The organism is Haemophilus sp. CCUG 66565, assembly GCF_001679495.1.
GTDB classification, from domain to species: Bacteria; Pseudomonadota; Gammaproteobacteria; order Enterobacterales; family Pasteurellaceae; genus Haemophilus; species Haemophilus haemolyticus_K.
The window spans coordinates 305,646-322,548 of the sequence record NZ_LZOX01000002.1 but is presented as its reverse complement, the minus strand read 5'-3'; the positions used below and the strand labels follow the sequence as shown (position 1 = coordinate 322,548).

The following is a 16,903-nucleotide window of genomic DNA, read 5'->3' as shown; positions in this document are numbered from 1 at the left end:
ACCCAGTAGGTAGTATGCCAATTTTATTGGGGGGAAATCCTGCAACGACATCTGAAAATAATCTGAATAAAAGCTGGTTACAGCGAATAGCAGATATATTTAGTAATGAACGTTCATCAGTACATAATTGCCATGGACTAGGGCAAAGACAATGCGTTATTGATGGATATCGAACAGAGAAAGAGCTAAAAATGGGAAATGAGCAAACCATTTTTAATTTAAATAAATCAAAAGGAGAATGATATGAAGATTCTATTTTTTATATTTGGTTTGCTAACAATCAATGCTTGTTCTTTTGGAGGATTTCAACCTCCACCACCACATGATCATTGGCAGCTACATAACGAGAAAGCATTATTTCCGAACTCAGATCCTGATGTTTTAACTAAATATCTTGCTAGAAGAAAAAAAGATATGAAGGATTGCGGTATGGATTTTGTCAGTGGTGAAAGTGATAACGAAGAAGTAAACCTTTGCTTGGAAAGTAAGGGGTGGTATCTGAAAGGAGGACCAATTTGTGAAGAAAGAACAATGTGGAATAGACCAATATGTATCCAATGGCGAAAAAAACACAGCAAACCTGATGCTAAGCCTTGGCAGTAATTAACAAAGGTGCTTAAAAGTGCGGTCAATATTCAGTGAATTCTAAAATCTCTTGATATTGACCGCACTTTTTGTGTTTTAAATATAGACTTTGTAGAGTTTTTAATCAAAATATTTGTGCAATATTATAAGTTTTATTAATAGCTTAAAAAGAGCGAATCACGTACGCATACTGAAGGAAAAACTGCAGCTAAATCACAAGTGAATGCCGGAGGCAAAGTGAATATTGTTGCCACAGGGGCAGGCAAAGCATCCAACATTACCATTAACGGTTCGGATGTGTCCGGTAAACAAGGGACCTTCTTGGGGGCTGACAATGACATCAACATCACGGCTGCCGAACAAACGCACAAAGAGCGTAGCACCAATAAATCGAGCAGCTTTAATGTGGGGGTGGCCATTAAAGTGAGTAATGGTGCGGCTGTTGGGGCTACTTTAGGCGGTAATTACGGAAAAGGTTAAGGTAATGGTGATGAAACCTCTTATGTTGCTAGTTATGTAGGAGATAGCCAAAGTAAAACAGTGATTCATGCAGGTGGTAATGCCAATATTATTGGTAGCCAAGTAAAAGGCAAACGAGTAGAACTTAATGCTGAAAACTTGAATATCGAAAGTTTGCAAGATAAATCTAGCTATCGCGGTAAGCAAATGAATGTAAGTGGTAGTGTGACAGTAGGCTATGGTTTTGCCGCAGGTGGTAGTTTCAATAAATCGAAAATCAATGCCGACCACGCCAGCATCAATGAACAAGCTGGAATTTATGCTGGTGATGAAGGGTATGATATTAATGTTAATAAACATACCGATCTTAAAGGTGCATTGATTACCTCTACCCAAAAGGCAGAAGCAGATGGCAAAAATCATTTTAGCACTGACAGCATTACTCATTCAGATATTGAAAATCGCTCAAATTATAGTGGTAGCAGTTTTGGTGTGAGTGGCAGTGTGTCAGCTAACTTTGAAACACCATTTGGAGAGAATGGTGCAGCTCAAAGTACAAAACAAGCCACGGATAAAGATGGTAATCTGCTTTATACCGATAAAAATGGCAACACAACTGTTAATTCTAAAGGAGTAGATGGACAAGAGAACACCAAGAAATTGGCTGAAGGCAAGGAATCTCTTCAATTCTCTTATGGCATGGGCTATGGTAAAGATTCCGATAGCCAATCTAGCACAACAAAAAGTGGTATTAATACACAAAATATCATTATTAAAGATGAAGCAGAGCAATTAAAACGTACAGGTAAAACGGTACAAGAAGAAATTGCTGCGATTAAAACCGATATCACTACAGAGAGTGCACAAAGTCAAAGTGGTAAATTAGAGAACCGTTTTAATAAAGATGATGTTCAAAAAGAACTTGATTTCCAACGTGAGGTGACAGAGAAATTTGGACCAAATGTCGCGGAAGCAGGAAGTTTGCTTGCTAATAAATTTGGCGAAGAAGCGAAAGCGAAGCGTCATGAAGCCGCAATTGCGTTAGAAGAAGCAGAAAAAGCCAAGGCAGAAAACAACAACGAAACTAACCGCGCTTTAGTCAAACAAGCACGAGATAATTTTGAGACAGCGAGTCGCAAAGCTAAAGAATGGGAAACGGGTGGAAGTCAACGTCTTATCATTGATTCGGCATTAAATGTTATCAGCACCGCTTTAGCAGGCAGACCGGCAGCGGAAGTGGTGGCTTCAGGATTATCGCCTGCGGTGAATAATCAAATTAAGAAAGCGACAACAGATGCAAAAGGCAATGTGAATACCGCGCTCAATTTGACTGCTCATGCACTTTGGGGCGCGGTAGAGGCTTATGCGGGCAATCGTAATGTTGCTGCTGGTGCTGCGGGTGCAGCAGGCGGAGAGGCGGCGGCTCATTTCTTAGCGTCAACACTTTACAATAAATCACCCGAAAAGCTCAGCGAAGAAGAAAAACGTACGGTATCGTCTTTAAGTCAAGTAGCAGCAGGTATTGCTGGTGGTAGTTTATCGGATAGTTCTGATGGGGCAATTATTGCAGCTAAAACAGCGAAAGATTCAGTGGAGAATAACAGCATGGCTGATGACGTTCATCCTAGTGATGAGCGTAAGCAAAACATTGAAATGTATGCCAAGGTTTTATTCAATGGAGATGAAGATAAAGCTAAAGAATATCAAGAAGGCCTAGAGATTGCAGAAGCTCAAGGGCAACTTGATAGTGTTAAGGAAACAGCAGATGCGGTTGTCAATTTAGATGATACTGTTGTGTCTTTATGGGAAGCAATCTCAAATCCAGAGAAAATCTATAATAATGTTGTGGTCTCGTTGAAAGATTGGGATGAGGCTTATGCGCGTGCCCTTCAAGAAAATCCAAAACTCGCGGGTAAAATGCAAGGTTACCGCCAAGGCAAAATGAAAGGTGTTTCAACTGGAGGAGTGGTTCTCAGTGGTGCGGGATTGGCGTTAGTTAAGCCAATGGGAGCACTGAAAAACGGTGTGGTTGATTTTACTAAAAATCAAGTAAATAGAGTAGTTAATCACACTGTTTTGAATCGAGTAATTAATGAAGTTGATAATATCGCTGTATCAACTAATAAAGGATTTATCAATGCCAGCAAAGTTTGTGGAGCAAGTTGTGAAATAAAAGCGAATGCATATTAATGTTTTTGACTACACTAAAGGAAAAGGTGATAAGGCTATTAAGGAGGTAATCCCATTTAATGGAAATAAAGATGATTTTAATCGATATCTTAAACAATTAAATAAATAAGGATTCATATGACATTATTTGATGAATGTAAAGAGGCTTTATCGGAGAATTTCCACCTTCTGTCTGAAGATGAAAAGGAACAAGTTCTAAAAGAGTTTTATACATACCCATTTGAATATGGAAGTATAGATAAAGATAGTAAGAAAATAAAAATATTGGATCTTGATAGGTTAATTGAATTAATTGAAAAGAAAATAATTAACCAAAATGTTTATGTTTTAGCAGATATAAACGATGTTCCAGTATTTAAAACTAATTTACTATTAGCGCTAGATAAATTAGATGATATTTCTGCTTTATCAACAAGAGTTTTTATTCTTGGTATTGGGTATTTAGCTCAGGTTGTTTCTAGAAATCCACCTTTAGACATTGTAATTCCAATAAATGGAGATATAAGTAAATTTTTGTAAAACGTTTTAGACGGTTTGATAGAGCTAAAGTGCGGTTAATTTTCAAAGAGTTTTTAAACTTCTTAAAAATTGACTGCACTTTTTAACATATATGCATCTTGCAGAGTCAGTGATTGGTAGTGAAGCAAGTGTAGGTGGTAATCACCTTAAGACAAAATATTCAGGATAGGAGCATAGGTGATTATCTCTTGCAGCTAAAGAGTTAAATTGGAGTCAAAAACAATTTAATGATTATGTAAATGCAAGACCTAATAAATTTAGGTTAGAAAATATGTCTGAAAATCGGAGTCATAGAAATGAGATGCCGGGAAATGGTGATATTCAAAAAATTAAAGAGGATATGAGATTGTTTTTACACAAAAGAGGAAACTAATATGACAAATTTATATGAAGAATATAAAGATGACCCTAAGATGCTTGTTGCGATATCAGATAGAGAAGGAAATATCGCAATGCTGGAGGATATTTTCTTTATAAGTAAAAAGTTAGATATTCACTATGTATCGGCAGACAAATGGAATTGGCTACACCAGTGTAATTTAATTTTTGCGGCTCCGTTGTCGGTTGTGGAGTTTTATATAAAACATGGAGTGGAGATTAATGCGCAAGATATGTACGGAATGACTCCTTTGCATTATGCATTACAAAGTAAAAATGCTGAGGCGGCGATAGCATTGCTCAAAGCAGGAGCAAATCCTAATTTACCGAACCAAGATGGTTTAATCCCTTTGTCTATGATTGGATATATCCCAGAGAGATTGGATGTTTTAGAGCTTATGCTTCAAAAAGGGGCAAATGTTCATTACTTAGTCAATGAGGATGAAACCATTCTTGAAAGTTATAAACCTACAGCTAATGAGCCTCAATTAAAACCAATTTATGAATTAATGAAAAAGTATTCTTAGAATTTAATGTTTGAAAGTGCGGTCAATTTTCAAAGAGTTTTAAAACCTCTTTAAATTGACCGCACTTTGATCTGCCCCCCAAAACCTGGACACCTAATTTGAAGTGTTTTTATATGAGATTTTTCGTGATCCCTATCACAATATCTTGTAAAACCACTTAAAAACGTTACCTATTTTCATTCAATCAATGATACAGTTGTATCCGTTTGACTTTTTGTCATTTTAACGATGAATAGGCGAAGGTTTGTTCATTAATCTCATCAACCCAATCATCAATCAGAGGGAAACAGTATGTTAATTGGTGTACCTAGAGAGCTGCTTGAGAATGAGAGCCGTGTGGCGGCAACGCCGAAAACGGTTCAGCAAATATTGAAATTGGGCTTTGACGTGATCGTGGAACACGATGCAGGTTTTAAAGCTAGTTTTGAAGATCAAGCATTTTTAGAGGCAGGCGCGAAGATCGGTACGTCGGCTGAAATTTGGCAATCGGATATTATCTTCAAAGTAAATGCACCGACAGATGAAGAAATCGCTCAAATGAAGGAAGGCGCAACGCTTGTGAGCTTTATTTGGCGTATGCAAAATCCTGAGTTAATGAAAAAACTCACCGCGAAGAAAATTAATGTGTTAGCCATGGATGCGGTGCCTCGTATTTCTCGTGCGCAAGCATTGGATGCGCTTTCTTCTATGGCGAATATTTCTGGTTATCGTGCTGTTATTGAAGCTGCACATGAATTCGGTAGTTTCTTTACAGGGCAAATTACTGCTGCAGGTAAAGTTCCACCAGCAAAAGTGTTGGTGATTGGTGCTGGTGTAGCTGGTTTGGCGGCAATTGGTGCAGCAAATAGCCTTGGGGCGATTGTTCGTGCTTTTGACTCTCGTCCTGAAGTGAAAGAGCAAGTTCAAAGTATGGGTGCAAGCTTCTTAGAAATTGATTTTAAAGAAGAAGGCGGCAGTGGTGATGGTTATGCGAAAGTGATGTCGGAAGAATTTAACCGTCGTGCGATGGAGCTTTACGCAGAACAAGCTAAAGAAGTCGATATTATTATTACTACGGCAGCCATTCCGGGTAAACCAGCGCCTCGTTTAATCACCAAAGAAATGGTAGATTCAATGAAACCTGGTTCGGTGATTGTGGATTTAGCAGCTGCAACTGGTGGTAACTGTGAATATACACAAGCAGGGAAAGTTGTTACAACTGAAAACCAAGTGAAAGTGATTGGTTATACAGATTTCCCAAGCCGTTTACCAACGCAATCTTCTCAACTTTATGGCACAAACTTAGTCAATTTATTAAAACTTTTGTGCAAAGAGAAAGATGGCAATATCAATATTGATTTTGAAGATGTGGTTCTTCGTGGAGTGACCGTTGTTCGTGATGGGGAAGAAATTCCTCCAGCACAAATTCAAGTGTCTGCACAACCAAAACAAGAAACCAAAGCTGCACCAGTGGCAGAGAAAAAAGAATCTAAACCAACAGATCCTCGTGTGAAATACGGTGTGATGGCAGGTGTAGGTGTGTTATTCCTTTGGTTAGCTTCTGTTGCGCCCGCTGCATTTTTATCACATTTCACTGTATTTGTTTTAGCTTGTGTGGTGGGTTATTACGTGGTTTGGAATGTTAGTCATGCACTTCACACACCATTAATGGCAGTAACAAATGCAATTTCAGGCATTATTATTGTAGGTGCGTTATTACAAATTCGTCAGCCAACAGGCAATCTATTTATCGATGCCTTAGCTTTTGTGGCGATTTTGGTGGCAAGCATCAATATTTTTGGTGGTTTCCGTGTTACACAACGTATGTTAGCAATGTTTAGAAAAGGTTAAGGAGCGCACAATGTCTGAAGGTTTAGTACAGGCTGCGTATATTTTAGCAGCATTACTTTTCATTATGAGCTTGGCAGGACTTTCTAAACATGAAACTGCTAAAGCGGGTTGTTGGTTCGGTATTGTTGGTATGACCATTGCCCTTATCGCAACAATTTTTGGACCTCATTCTGAAGGAACATTTTGGATCATTATTGCAATGATCATCGGTGGTGCAATCGGTGTTCAACGTGCATTAAAGGTAGAAATGACTGAAATGCCAGAACTTGTGGCGATTCTTCACAGTTTCGTCGGTTTAGCAGCTGTGCTTGTGGGTTTTAATAGCTATGGTTTACACCATGAGGCATTAATACCAGAAGGATTAGATGTAGCAGCACAAGCCGCATTTGTAGCAGAGCAAGCAGTATTAACAAATATTCATAATGTCGAAGTATTTTTAGGTATCTTTATCGGTGCAGTAACTTTCACTGGTTCTGTTGTCGCATTTGGTAAATTAAGCGGAAAAATTAATTCAAAAGCATTAATGTTGCCACATCGCCATAAATTAAATTTAGCTGCACTTGTGGTATCTGCATTATTGATGGTTGCATTCTTAAATAACCCAGAAAGCATTTTCCCTGTGTTATTAATGACAGCGATTGCGCTTGCATTTGGATGGCACTTAGTGGCATCAATCGGTGGGGCTGATATGCCAGTTGTGGTATCAATGCTTAACTCCTATTCAGGCTGGGCAGCAGCTGCAGCGGGTTTTATGTTGAATAATGACTTACTCATCGTAACAGGTGCGCTTGTTGGTTCTTCTGGTGCAATTCTTTCTTACATTATGTGTAAAGCAATGAACCGTTCATTTGTGAGCGTAATTGCGGGTGGTTTTGGTAACGATGTTCAAGTTTCTTCAAGCGAAGAACAAGGCGAACACCGTGAAACTACGGCAGAAGAAGTGGCCGAATTGTTGAAAAATGCAAGTTCTGTGATTATCACGCCGGGATATGGTATGGCTGTGGCACAAGCACAATATCCAGTCGCTGATATTACGGCAAAATTGCGTGAACGTGGTGTGAACGTTCGTTTTGGTATTCACCCTGTTGCAGGACGTTTACCTGGCCACATGAACGTGCTTTTAGCCGAAGCGAAAGTACCTTACGATGTGGTACTTGAAATGGATGAAATCAACGACGATTTTGCTGATACTGATGTGGTATTGGTTATCGGTGCGAACGATACGGTAAACCCAGCTGCGATGGAAGATCCAAATAGCCCAATCGCGGGAATGCCTGTATTGGAAGTATGGAAAGCACAAAATGTGATTGTTTTCAAACGTTCAATGGCAGTGGGTTACGCTGGCGTACAAAACCCATTATTCTTCAAAGAGAATACGCAAATGCTCTTTGGTGATGCAAAAGATCGTGTTGAAGATATCTTAAAAGCATTATAAAAATACATCTAAAAATAACCGCACTTGGGATTGCTAAGTGCGGTTTATTTTTAGGTATTTTATTGTCCCATGTTTTTCACTGATTTTAGGAAACCTTGGGCACTATCAAACACAGAAGATTTTCCCTGTGCCAGTAAAATCATATCGGACATTTCACGGAATGCGCCTTTTCCTCCATTAGTGGAAAGTACATGATCAACAGCATTCTTCACATAAATAGGGGCATCAGCCACAGCAAAAGAAGTTCCACACACTGCAAAGGCGGGTAGATCTACGCTATCATCACCAATATAAGCGGTTTGCTCGGCAGTGACGCCTGCTTGTTTCATAAGATCAAAACAAGCCGTTTCTTTTTCAAGTTTGCCAAGAAAGAATAATTTAATACCAAGATCGGCAATACGACGACGTAAAATAGGGGAGTCTCGACCAGAAAGCACTGCTACTTGAATACCTGCATCCATCAGCATTTTTATGCCTAAACCATCTCGCACATGAAAACTTTTAATCGCTTCACCATTGGCATCATAATGAAGTTGTCCATCGGTGAGCACGCCGTCTACATCGGTAATGACAAATTTAATGTTTTCTAATTTTTGTTGCATTGGGATTCCTTAGCTTGAAAATTCGACTAAACCCACTACGTGATTTTCATCATTAATAACGACTAGCGAGTGAATTTTTTTCGCTTTCATAAAGTCTTCTGCTTTTGCTAGGAATTCATCTTGGTGAATTGTCTTAGGTGAGTTTGTCATAAAATCTTGTGCAGTTTTATTTAAGGTATCAGCGCCGTTTGTTGTTAATGCTCGACGAATATCGCCATCCGTAATAATGCCTTTTAATTGATTATTCTCCATGACTAATGCAACGCCCATTCTGCCTTCATTCATTATAGTTAAGCAATCAGTGAAATTGGTTTCCGGTTTGATAATTGGTAAACGAGTTTGCATTTGATCTTTTACTTTACAGAGTAAACGGCGACCAAGACTACCACCTGGATGGAATTTGGCAAAGTCAGCGGGTTGGAAATTGCGTGCCGTAATGAGCGACACAGCGAGTGCATCGCCAAGCGCAAGCGTTACAAGTGCCGACGTTGTTGGCGCGAGATTATTTGGACACACTTCTCGCTCAACAGTAATATCTAAAACGTAATCTGCATGGCGTGCGAGTGTGGAATTTTTATTACTCGTCACGGCAATAATTTTATTACCGAAATTTTTTAAACTTGGAATTAGTTTATTGACATCATCGGTTTCACCGCTATAGGAAATTAACATCACGATATCAATTGGTTTCAACATACCTAAATCGCCGTGGAAGGCTTCCGTTGGATGTAAAAAGAAACTTGGGGTGCCCGTAGAGGCAAATGTCGCTACCATTTTTTTGCCGATTAAACCGGATTTGCCTATCCCGCCGATGACTAATCGTCCTTCGCAAGCAAGGATTAAATCGACAACTTGATTAAAATCTTCACCTAAACGTTGGCTGAGTTGTAAAAGTGCGTTACTTTCCACTGAAAGGGAATCCTGGGCGATTTTTAGATAGTTCATTCTTCTTCCTAAAAGAGCGGTTGAAATTGGCGTTATTTTAGCGGAATCATAAAAAAATACGAATGAAAAATTCGATGCAAGCTAGGCATTATTGTTTATAAGATTGACGCGTAATATCTAAAAATTGGGGATTTTATTGACCTCACTAATGATTACCCCTATACTACGCGCCGAGTTGGTTAGACAATCGCTGGTTTATTGAAGCCCTTAACCGTATTTATACGACCTAGTGGGACAAGTAAACGAGAGGAAAGTCCGAGCTACACAGGGCAGAGTGCCGGATAACGTCCGGGCGGCGTGAGCCGACGACCAGTGCAACAGAGAGCAGACCGCCGTGTAAACGGTAAGGGTGAAAGGGTGCGGTAAGAGCGCACCGTGCCTCCGGTAACGGTTGGCAGCAGGGTAAACTCCACTCGTAGCAAGACCAAATAGGAATCCAATGAGTGGCCCGCTCAGGATTCGGGTAGGTTGCTTGAGCGGCAGAGTAATTTGTCGCCTAGAGGAATGATTGTCCACGACAGAACTCGGCTTATCGACCAACTCAATTTTTCTAATTATTTATCCAAGCATTCTCATCAAGAATTTTTCCAAAATGACTTTCAACTAAACGACGAGTAATTTCAGTTTGTGGTGCGCTAAATAATGTTCTTGGTGGCCCATATTCAATCATTTTTCCCTCATCCATCACAATAACTTGGTCGGTAATATGTTTAATCATGCCAAGATCTTGTCCAACATAAATATAGGAAATACCAAGCCGTTGTTGTAAATCTAATGTTAAGTTGAGTAGTTGTATGCGTACGGAAGCATCAAGATTACCCAGTGCATCATCAATAATGATAATTTCAGGTGATAGAATAAGAGCTCGAGCTAATGCAATTCGTTGTTTCTGGCTTACAGAAAGGTTTTTGATTTTTAAATTGGTGTAATCAGGATAAAGTCCAACAAGTAAAAGTGTATCAAAGATTTTTTGATTACGGTGCGACTCATCCCAATTAGTAGCCAGACGTAAAGGGGTATCAAGTATCTCACCAATATTTAATCGTGGATTGAAAGCTGAATTAGCATCTTGGAAGACCATGCGAATATGCTGGGCTCGGTATTGGATATCATCATGTTGTAATTCATGATGATTAAATATAATACGACCTGAAGAGGGTGAAATTATACCTGCGATCATTTTGACCAATGTGGATTTTCCCGAGCCATTTTTCCCAATAATAGCGATTGTTTGGTGGCGTTCAAGAGAAAAACTTATATTTTCTACTGCATTAAAATAGCTGGTACCAAATAAGCGTTTTCGAGCTTTGAAGGTTTTAGTTAAATCTTCTACTTTTAATAACGGCATTATTCATTTCCTTTACGATGGAGCGTTAATGGTGTAGTAGTGGTTTTTTCTTTAAAATTTTTCTCGCGAAGATTAACGGGGTAATGGCAAGAAAATTCATGTTGCTTAATTTTGGTCTTGTTAGGCTTTTCAATACATTTCTTTTGTGCGAAAGGACAACGTGGTCCAAGGCGACAACCTATAGGCATTTGTTCTAGAATTGGTACTGTTCCTTCTAATGTACCTAATTTAGTTTTAAATCCTAAAGGCTGAGTAAAATCCGGGATCGCATTGATTAATGATTGAGTGTAGGGGTGGTGTGGCGACGCTAATAATATTTCTGTTGGGGCAGATTCAGCATTTTGTCCACAATAAAGAACAGAAATGTGATCACACCATTCACTGATGCTTTTAATATCGTTACTTGCAAGTAAAATAGTCGTACCTTGGTTTTTGTTCATACTAGAAAGTAATCGAAAAACTTGTAGTGCAGTCGTAGATTCTAGCGTATTCGTAGGTTCATCTGCAATGAGTAGACGAGGTTGGTTTGCTACGGCAATAGCAATCATTACTTTCTGACCTTCACCTTCAGTAAGTTCGCTTGGATAGCTGGACATAATATCATGGTGATCTTTAATACCAACACGGTGTAATAATTCAATAGCACGGCGTTTTTTCCATCCGAACCATTGCCACCATTTTCCCTTAAATGTCCAATTAGGAATATTTTGGATAATCTGCTTACCGACTTTTCGACTTGGTTCAAGGCAAGAAAGAGGATCTTGGAAAATCATAGATATTTCTTTACCGACAAGTTTACGACGTTGATTTGGATTAAGCTTTAGTAATTCTACATCGTCAAATCGGAAACGATCTGCGGTGATAATCCAGTTTTCTTTGACCGCATTACAAATAACTTTGGCGATTAAACTTTTACCAGAACCTGATTCACCCACAAGTCCACCGATTTCTCCTTCATTGAGTGATAAATTAATACCGTCCACAATTTTAATGCGACCGTTTGGTGTTTTTATTTCAATATTTAAGTTGCGAATATCTAATAGTGCCATAAGTTATTCATAATATTGATTAATGGCTTTAATTAAGCCGTTACTAAAAATAATACTGAGTAAAATGGTGAAAATAATAGCAAAACCAGGTAAAAGTACTGTCCATGGCGCAAGATAGAGTAGCTCAAGTGAATCTTTGATCATCGCTCCCCATTCTGGTGTAGGACGTTGAGCGCCAAGAGATATAAAACTTAGTGCGCTGATATCTAGTACTGCAACAATAAAAGCCCGTGAGATTTCTTGAATATACACAACTGTGATATTAGGCAAAATGGTGGTTTTTAATAATGTCCAGTTAGAAATCCCCTCAAGTTTGAGCATGATGACATAATCTTTTTTTAATTCTTCTTGAATTGCGCGATAAATAGCATGGATAAAATAAGGTAAAATTGCGAATAGCGTTGCAAACATAGCATTCCATAAACTAGGCTCCATTAATGTGGAAATGATGATTGCAATAAGTAAAATAGGTAAAGATAAAAAAGCATCGAAAATATGTCCCACAAAACGTGCCTTTATCCCTTTTAACATACCAGCAATAATGCCAAGGGCCCCTCCAATGAGTGCGGTGGCAATGAGTACTAATAAGGAAGAGCCCAGGGTATAGCGAGTACCCATAATTAAGCGACTTAAAATATCTCGTCCTAGATCATCTGTGCCAAAGAAAAAAGCTATTTGTCCTTTATCAACCCAAGATGGTGGCATTAATTCTTGCCCAACAAACTGTGTGTTATCAGAATAAGGCGCTATCCAACTGCTGAAAAGTGCGGTCAGAGTTAACAACGCTAATAAATAAAAGCTGAACAACGCAATGGTATTTTTGCGAAATAGTAGCCAAATTTGGAATATTGAGGTATTTTCTCGAAATTCTTCAGGTTCTTTATCTTGCATACCAACCTTTCTTTTTAAATGGATCGAGTATAAAAGTGATACTTTTAATTAAGGTATCAATTAAAATAATACATATACCAATAACTATAACGCCTGCTGCAATACTGTTATAGTCTTGTTCAGCTACAGCATTAATAAGCCAACGACCAATACCAGGCCAACCAAGTGCTGTTTCGACTAACATACATTGCGTTAGCACAAGTGTAAATACACGTGGCACTTGGGGTATCAATAATGGAAGGGTATTACGAAAAACATATTGATGTAAAATTTTCCATTTTGACCAACCTCGTGTTGTTGCTACTTTAGCAAAGTTTTGACAAAGAATGTATTCAGCCCGTTGTTGAATAAGACGAATAATTTCCATTGTAGGCAAAATACATAAAACAAGCGTAGGCAATGCTAGATGTTGTAAGACGTTTTGTATAATCTTAGTGCGATATGGCTCATTAACGAACCAAACATCAATAACTGGAAAGCCTGTAATCGGTATGATTTCATAGAGTAAATTATATTGTCCTATAGCGGCAATCTCCCAATGATTGATGGAGGCGGTATAAAGTAAAAGAGGTGCAAGCCAAAATATAGGAATGGATAAACCTAAATAGGATAAACTTTGTAAACTTTTAGCAAAAATTTGTTGAGAACTGACTGCTCTGATGATACCGAGAGGTAAGCCAAAGATAAAAGCTAATAAAAGTGCAGTAAAGCAAAGCTCTAGAGTAGGAGGTAATACAGTCAAAATTAAATCAATTAAGGATTTTCCTCCGTTATAAGTGATGCCAAAATCACCCTGTAACAATGTTTTTAAATAGACGTAATAAGCGTTATAGATATTTTGTGTGACAAGATCAGCATTGAGTGGATCACGCAATAAGATCATAAAACTGATTAAGGATAATACTAATAATAATATGATTACCCAGATAATATGACGAATAGCAGACCACAACATTAAGGTTTCTCCTTACTTAAATGTAAAGTCGAAAAATTTAGGCTACCAAAAGGAGTCATTTCAACACCTTTTACACGAGTATTGGCAACTAAGATGCGTTTTACATTCGCAATGGGAATAATGGGTAATTCATGTAATACGAGATTTTGAGCATCGTTATAAAAACGAACACGTTCTGCTAAGTGTGTTGTTGCAATAGCACTATCCATTAAATGATTAAAATCCTGATTACACCAATTAGATAAGTTAGTTACTTCATTTTGTGTATTACAACTTAAAATTGGTCGCATAAAACCATCAGGATCAAGATTCCCTGCTAACCATCCTGTAAGAATTAAATCATAATTTTCTGTTTTATTACGAAGTTGTTCACTTAAAAAAGTACGTGTCACTGCTCGAACGTTAATTTCAACTCCGGTTTGTGCTAAATCCCATTTTATCATTTCAGCCATTTTAAACGGTGCGGGGTTATATACTTGTTCTTCATTAATGACCCATAAATTAAGTGAAAGATGTTTATTTTTTAAGACTTTTTGAGCAATTTTGGGATTATAATCAAACTCAAATTCTGGGCTATTCACATTTGATGCCCAAGAAACCTCAGGAATAATATTATTCGCAACAGTTGCTGTATTATGATAAATATTGTGAATAATACGCGCCCGATTTAAACTTTGCGAGATAGCTTCCCGAATAGTACGATCCTGCATGATCGGCTTATCAAAATTAAATGCTAAATATGCCAAGTTCATTCCATCAGTAGATTGCATATAATAGTGTTTGTCATCGCTTTTTAATAAACCAATTTGGCTAACATCAGGATAAGAAGCAATTTGGCATTCGTTGTTAAAAAATTTAACTAAACGACCATTTCGGTCAGTAGAAAGATCAACAACAATATTTTTGATTTTCGCTTCTTTTTTCCAGTAATTTTCATTACGCACTAAGCGGACATGTTGGTTATATACATAGTCTTTCACTTGATAGGGCCCCGTACCAACAGGGTGGGTATCTAATTGGGCAAGATTATCATCGGCACTGAGTTGATACGCATATTCTTGTGAGAAAATAATTGCATATTGACTAGCAAGATGTGACAAAATAGATGAGTCTTGTGTAAATAACTCAATTTTGACTTGGTAAGGTGAAAGAGCGGTAACGGATTTAATTTTTTCGTTTAGCTTTATACTTTCAAAATATGGGAAATGTACCTTCTTAGCTTGTTCATGAAATACACGATACTGTGGATTTTTATACGTAATAAGGTTTTCGCTTAATTGTGGCAAATAAGTTGTATGGCCAAGTACCCGATTAATAGAAAATACTACATCTTCTGCATTAAAATCGCGTGTTGGGGTAAACCATGGCGTTTGGTGAAATTTAACACCACGACGCAAATTGATTAATATTTCTTTTCCATCAGGTGAAATAGTATAAGACTGAGCAAGCACAGGCGTAACATTTGCGCTATGGTTTTTTATTTCAAAAAGTTTGTTATAAATTTGCTCTGTTACCACATTCATACTCGTGCCTGCATCGGCAGTTTGAGGATTAAAAGAAAATCCCGAGGCATTAGTACAATAAGTTAGTCCGTTTTCTGTTAGGTGTTCTGGTACGCGTGGAGCCGCTTGAGGTTCGGAGTTCAAGCCAATACCAAATAGAAAGCAGAAAAACGTAAGATTTTTGCGTAACATAACAAATGCATTGTGATAAATTATGTGCCAAATTGTAAGGCATATTAGTAAAAATGGCTAGGATATTGAATGTTTAATAGGGTTCAAAACGAAATCAATCAATTTATTAATCGTGGTTTTGACCGCACTTTACGTTTGGCGGTAACAGGGTTAAGTCGGAGTGGAAAAACAGCGTTTATTACAAGTTTAATCAATCAACTTCTCTCCATTAATCAAAATTCATCACAGCATTTGCCCTTGTTTGAAGCAGCTAGAAATGGTGCGATCTTGGCGGTGAAACGAGTATCTCAACAAGATCTCAGCGTGCCACGTTTTGATTATGAAAGTAATTTAAATGATTTGTCACAAAATCCGCCTCAGTGGTTTCAATCTACTCGTGGCGTGAGTGAAACACGTCTAGCAATTCGTTTTCAACGTCAATCTGGATTGCTACGCCATTTGAAAGAACGCGGCACGCTTTATTTAGATATTTTTGATTATCCGGGGGAATGGCTGCTAGATTTGCCGCTGTTAAATCTAGATTTTCAACAATGGTCACAAGAGCAAATTAAGGTTACCACTGGCGTTCGTGAAGAATTGGCACAGAATTGGCTTCCCATGTTACAGGATTTGGATTTAAGTGCGGTCGCAAATGAAGATGTTTTAGCTAAGATAGCGAAAAGTTATACGGATTATTTACACCAATGTAAGTCGCAAGGCATGCAATTTATTCAGCCAGGACGATTTGTATTGCCGAGTGATTTAGAGGGGGCGCCCGCATTACAATTTTTTCCATTAATTCATCTTTCGGAAGAACAGTGGAAAATCTTGAAAAAAACAGCCAAATCGAATAGCTATTTTATCGTACTGACAAAACGTTATGATTATTATCGCAATAAAATTGTGAAAGGTTTTTACGAAAATTATTTTTCTACTTTTGATCGTCAAGTTATTTTGGCGGATTGTTTAACGCCTTTAAATCACAGTCAGCAAGCCTTTTTAGATATGCAAATGGGGTTAAACCAGTTATTTAATAATTTCCATTATGGCAGCAGAAATTTTCTTCATCGTTTGTTTTCTCCGCGAATTGATCGATTAATGTTTGTTGCGACGAAGGCGGATCATATTACTCGTGATCAAATTCCTAATTTAGTGAGTTTAATGCGCCAAATTGTGCAAGAGGGTGGTCGCCATGTGGAATTTGAAGGAATCGATACGGAATATACCGCTATTGCTGCTGTTCGTACCACAAAGCAAGTGATTGTGAATCAGCAAGGAAAAGAAATTAAAGCAATTCAAGGGATTCGTTCTATTGATAAACAACCTATTACGCTTTATCCAGGCACTGTACCGAGCAAATTACCAAGAGCAGAATTTTGGCAAAAACAACCGCACTTTGATTTCGATAGTTTTGAACCTCAGCCTTTAGAACAAGGCGAAACGATTCCTCATTTGAGAATGGATGCGGTTTTACAATTTTTATTAAGTGATCGATTTGAATAAAAAAGTGCGGAAAA

The 16,903-nt window shown here is 38.1% G+C and carries 14 protein-coding genes, 1 other RNA gene and 2 pseudogenes; 10 read left to right on the top strand and 7 right to left on the bottom strand.

What is annotated here, in order from left to right; all coding sequences use genetic code 11:
• From A9501_RS02910 to pntB, 8 genes and pseudogenes are all read left to right on the top strand, one after another.
• On the top strand, positions 1–242 hold a 242-nt coding region (locus tag A9501_RS02910), incomplete at its 5' end, for a hypothetical protein (protein ID WP_257006476.1).
• Position 243: 1 nt separating this feature from the next.
• Positions 244–603, top strand: a complete 360-nt coding sequence (locus A9501_RS02905; protein ID WP_046942313.1) for a hypothetical protein — start codon at positions 244–246, stop codon at positions 601–603.
• Positions 604–750: 147 nt separating this feature from the next.
• Positions 751–3,043 (top strand): annotated as a pseudogene (locus A9501_RS09800) (hemagglutinin repeat-containing protein); the annotation flags it as partial.
• A gap of 308 nt (positions 3,044–3,351) precedes the next feature.
• Entirely contained in the window at positions 3,352–3,753 is a 402-nt protein-coding gene (locus A9501_RS02890; RefSeq protein ID WP_009500273.1) for a CDI toxin immunity protein, read from the top strand.
• A gap of 211 nt (positions 3,754–3,964) precedes the next feature.
• A pseudogene (locus tag A9501_RS09885) lies at positions 3,965–4,126 on the top strand (hypothetical protein); the annotation flags it as partial.
• 1 nt (position 4,127) lies between these two features.
• A complete protein-coding gene (locus A9501_RS02885; protein ID WP_065264858.1) occupies positions 4,128–4,658 on the top strand; it encodes an ankyrin repeat domain-containing protein in 531 nt (176 codons plus the stop codon).
• A gap of 291 nt (positions 4,659–4,949) precedes the next feature.
• Positions 4,950–6,488, top strand: a complete 1,539-nt coding sequence (pntA, locus tag A9501_RS02880; protein WP_005631652.1) for a Re/Si-specific NAD(P)(+) transhydrogenase subunit alpha — start codon at positions 4,950–4,952, stop codon at positions 6,486–6,488.
• Positions 6,489–6,498: 10 nt separating this feature from the next.
• A complete protein-coding gene (gene pntB / locus A9501_RS02875) occupies positions 6,499–7,923 on the top strand; it encodes a Re/Si-specific NAD(P)(+) transhydrogenase subunit beta (protein ID WP_065264857.1) in 1,425 nt (474 codons plus the stop codon).
• A gap of 59 nt (positions 7,924–7,982) precedes the next feature.
• Here pntB and A9501_RS02870 read toward each other — a convergent pair whose 3' ends face one another.
• Positions 7,983–8,525 (bottom strand): KdsC family phosphatase, encoded by a 543-nt coding sequence (locus A9501_RS02870; RefSeq protein WP_065264856.1) that lies wholly within the window; start codon positions 8,523–8,525, stop codon positions 7,983–7,985.
• A gap of 9 nt (positions 8,526–8,534) precedes the next feature.
• A complete protein-coding gene (locus tag A9501_RS02865) occupies positions 8,535–9,470 on the bottom strand; it encodes a KpsF/GutQ family sugar isomerase (RefSeq protein WP_065264855.1) in 936 nt (311 codons plus the stop codon).
• A 171-nt stretch (positions 9,471–9,641) separates the two neighbouring features.
• On the opposite strand from A9501_RS02865, the gene rnpB reads away from it, so the two are divergent.
• Positions 9,642–10,018: RNase P RNA component class A (gene rnpB / locus A9501_RS02860), an RNA gene on the top strand.
• Between the two features lie 2 nt (positions 10,019–10,020).
• On the opposite strand, the gene A9501_RS02855 is transcribed toward rnpB, so the two are convergent.
• From A9501_RS02855 to A9501_RS02835, 5 genes are read right to left on the bottom strand one after another with little or no spacing between them, the layout of a single operon-like run.
• Entirely contained in the window at positions 10,021–10,818 is a 798-nt protein-coding gene (locus A9501_RS02855) for a peptide ABC transporter ATP-binding protein (RefSeq protein WP_065264854.1), read from the bottom strand.
• Complete coding sequence (locus A9501_RS02850) at positions 10,818–11,867, bottom strand: peptide ABC transporter ATP-binding protein (protein WP_065264853.1); 1,050 nt, start codon at positions 11,865–11,867, stop codon at positions 10,818–10,820. Before A9501_RS02850 ends, A9501_RS02855 begins: the two co-directional genes overlap by 1 nt.
• A 3-nt stretch (positions 11,868–11,870) precedes the next feature.
• On the bottom strand, positions 11,871–12,758 hold the full coding sequence (locus A9501_RS02845; RefSeq protein WP_065264852.1) for an ABC transporter permease subunit: 888 nt from the start codon (positions 12,756–12,758) through the stop codon (positions 11,871–11,873).
• A complete protein-coding gene (locus A9501_RS02840; protein WP_065264851.1) occupies positions 12,748–13,713 on the bottom strand; it encodes an ABC transporter permease in 966 nt (321 codons plus the stop codon). Before A9501_RS02840 ends, A9501_RS02845 begins: the two co-directional genes overlap by 11 nt.
• Positions 13,713–15,407, bottom strand: a complete 1,695-nt coding sequence (locus tag A9501_RS02835; protein WP_065264850.1) for an ABC transporter substrate-binding protein — start codon at positions 15,405–15,407, stop codon at positions 13,713–13,715. The genes A9501_RS02840 and A9501_RS02835 overlap by 1 nt, the downstream gene beginning before the upstream one ends.
• 69 nt (positions 15,408–15,476) lie before the next feature.
• On the opposite strand from A9501_RS02835, the gene A9501_RS02830 reads away from it, so the two are divergent.
• Positions 15,477–16,889, top strand: a complete 1,413-nt coding sequence (locus tag A9501_RS02830) for a YcjX family protein (protein ID WP_065264849.1) — start codon at positions 15,477–15,479, stop codon at positions 16,887–16,889.
• Positions 16,890–16,903 lie beyond the last annotated feature (14 nt).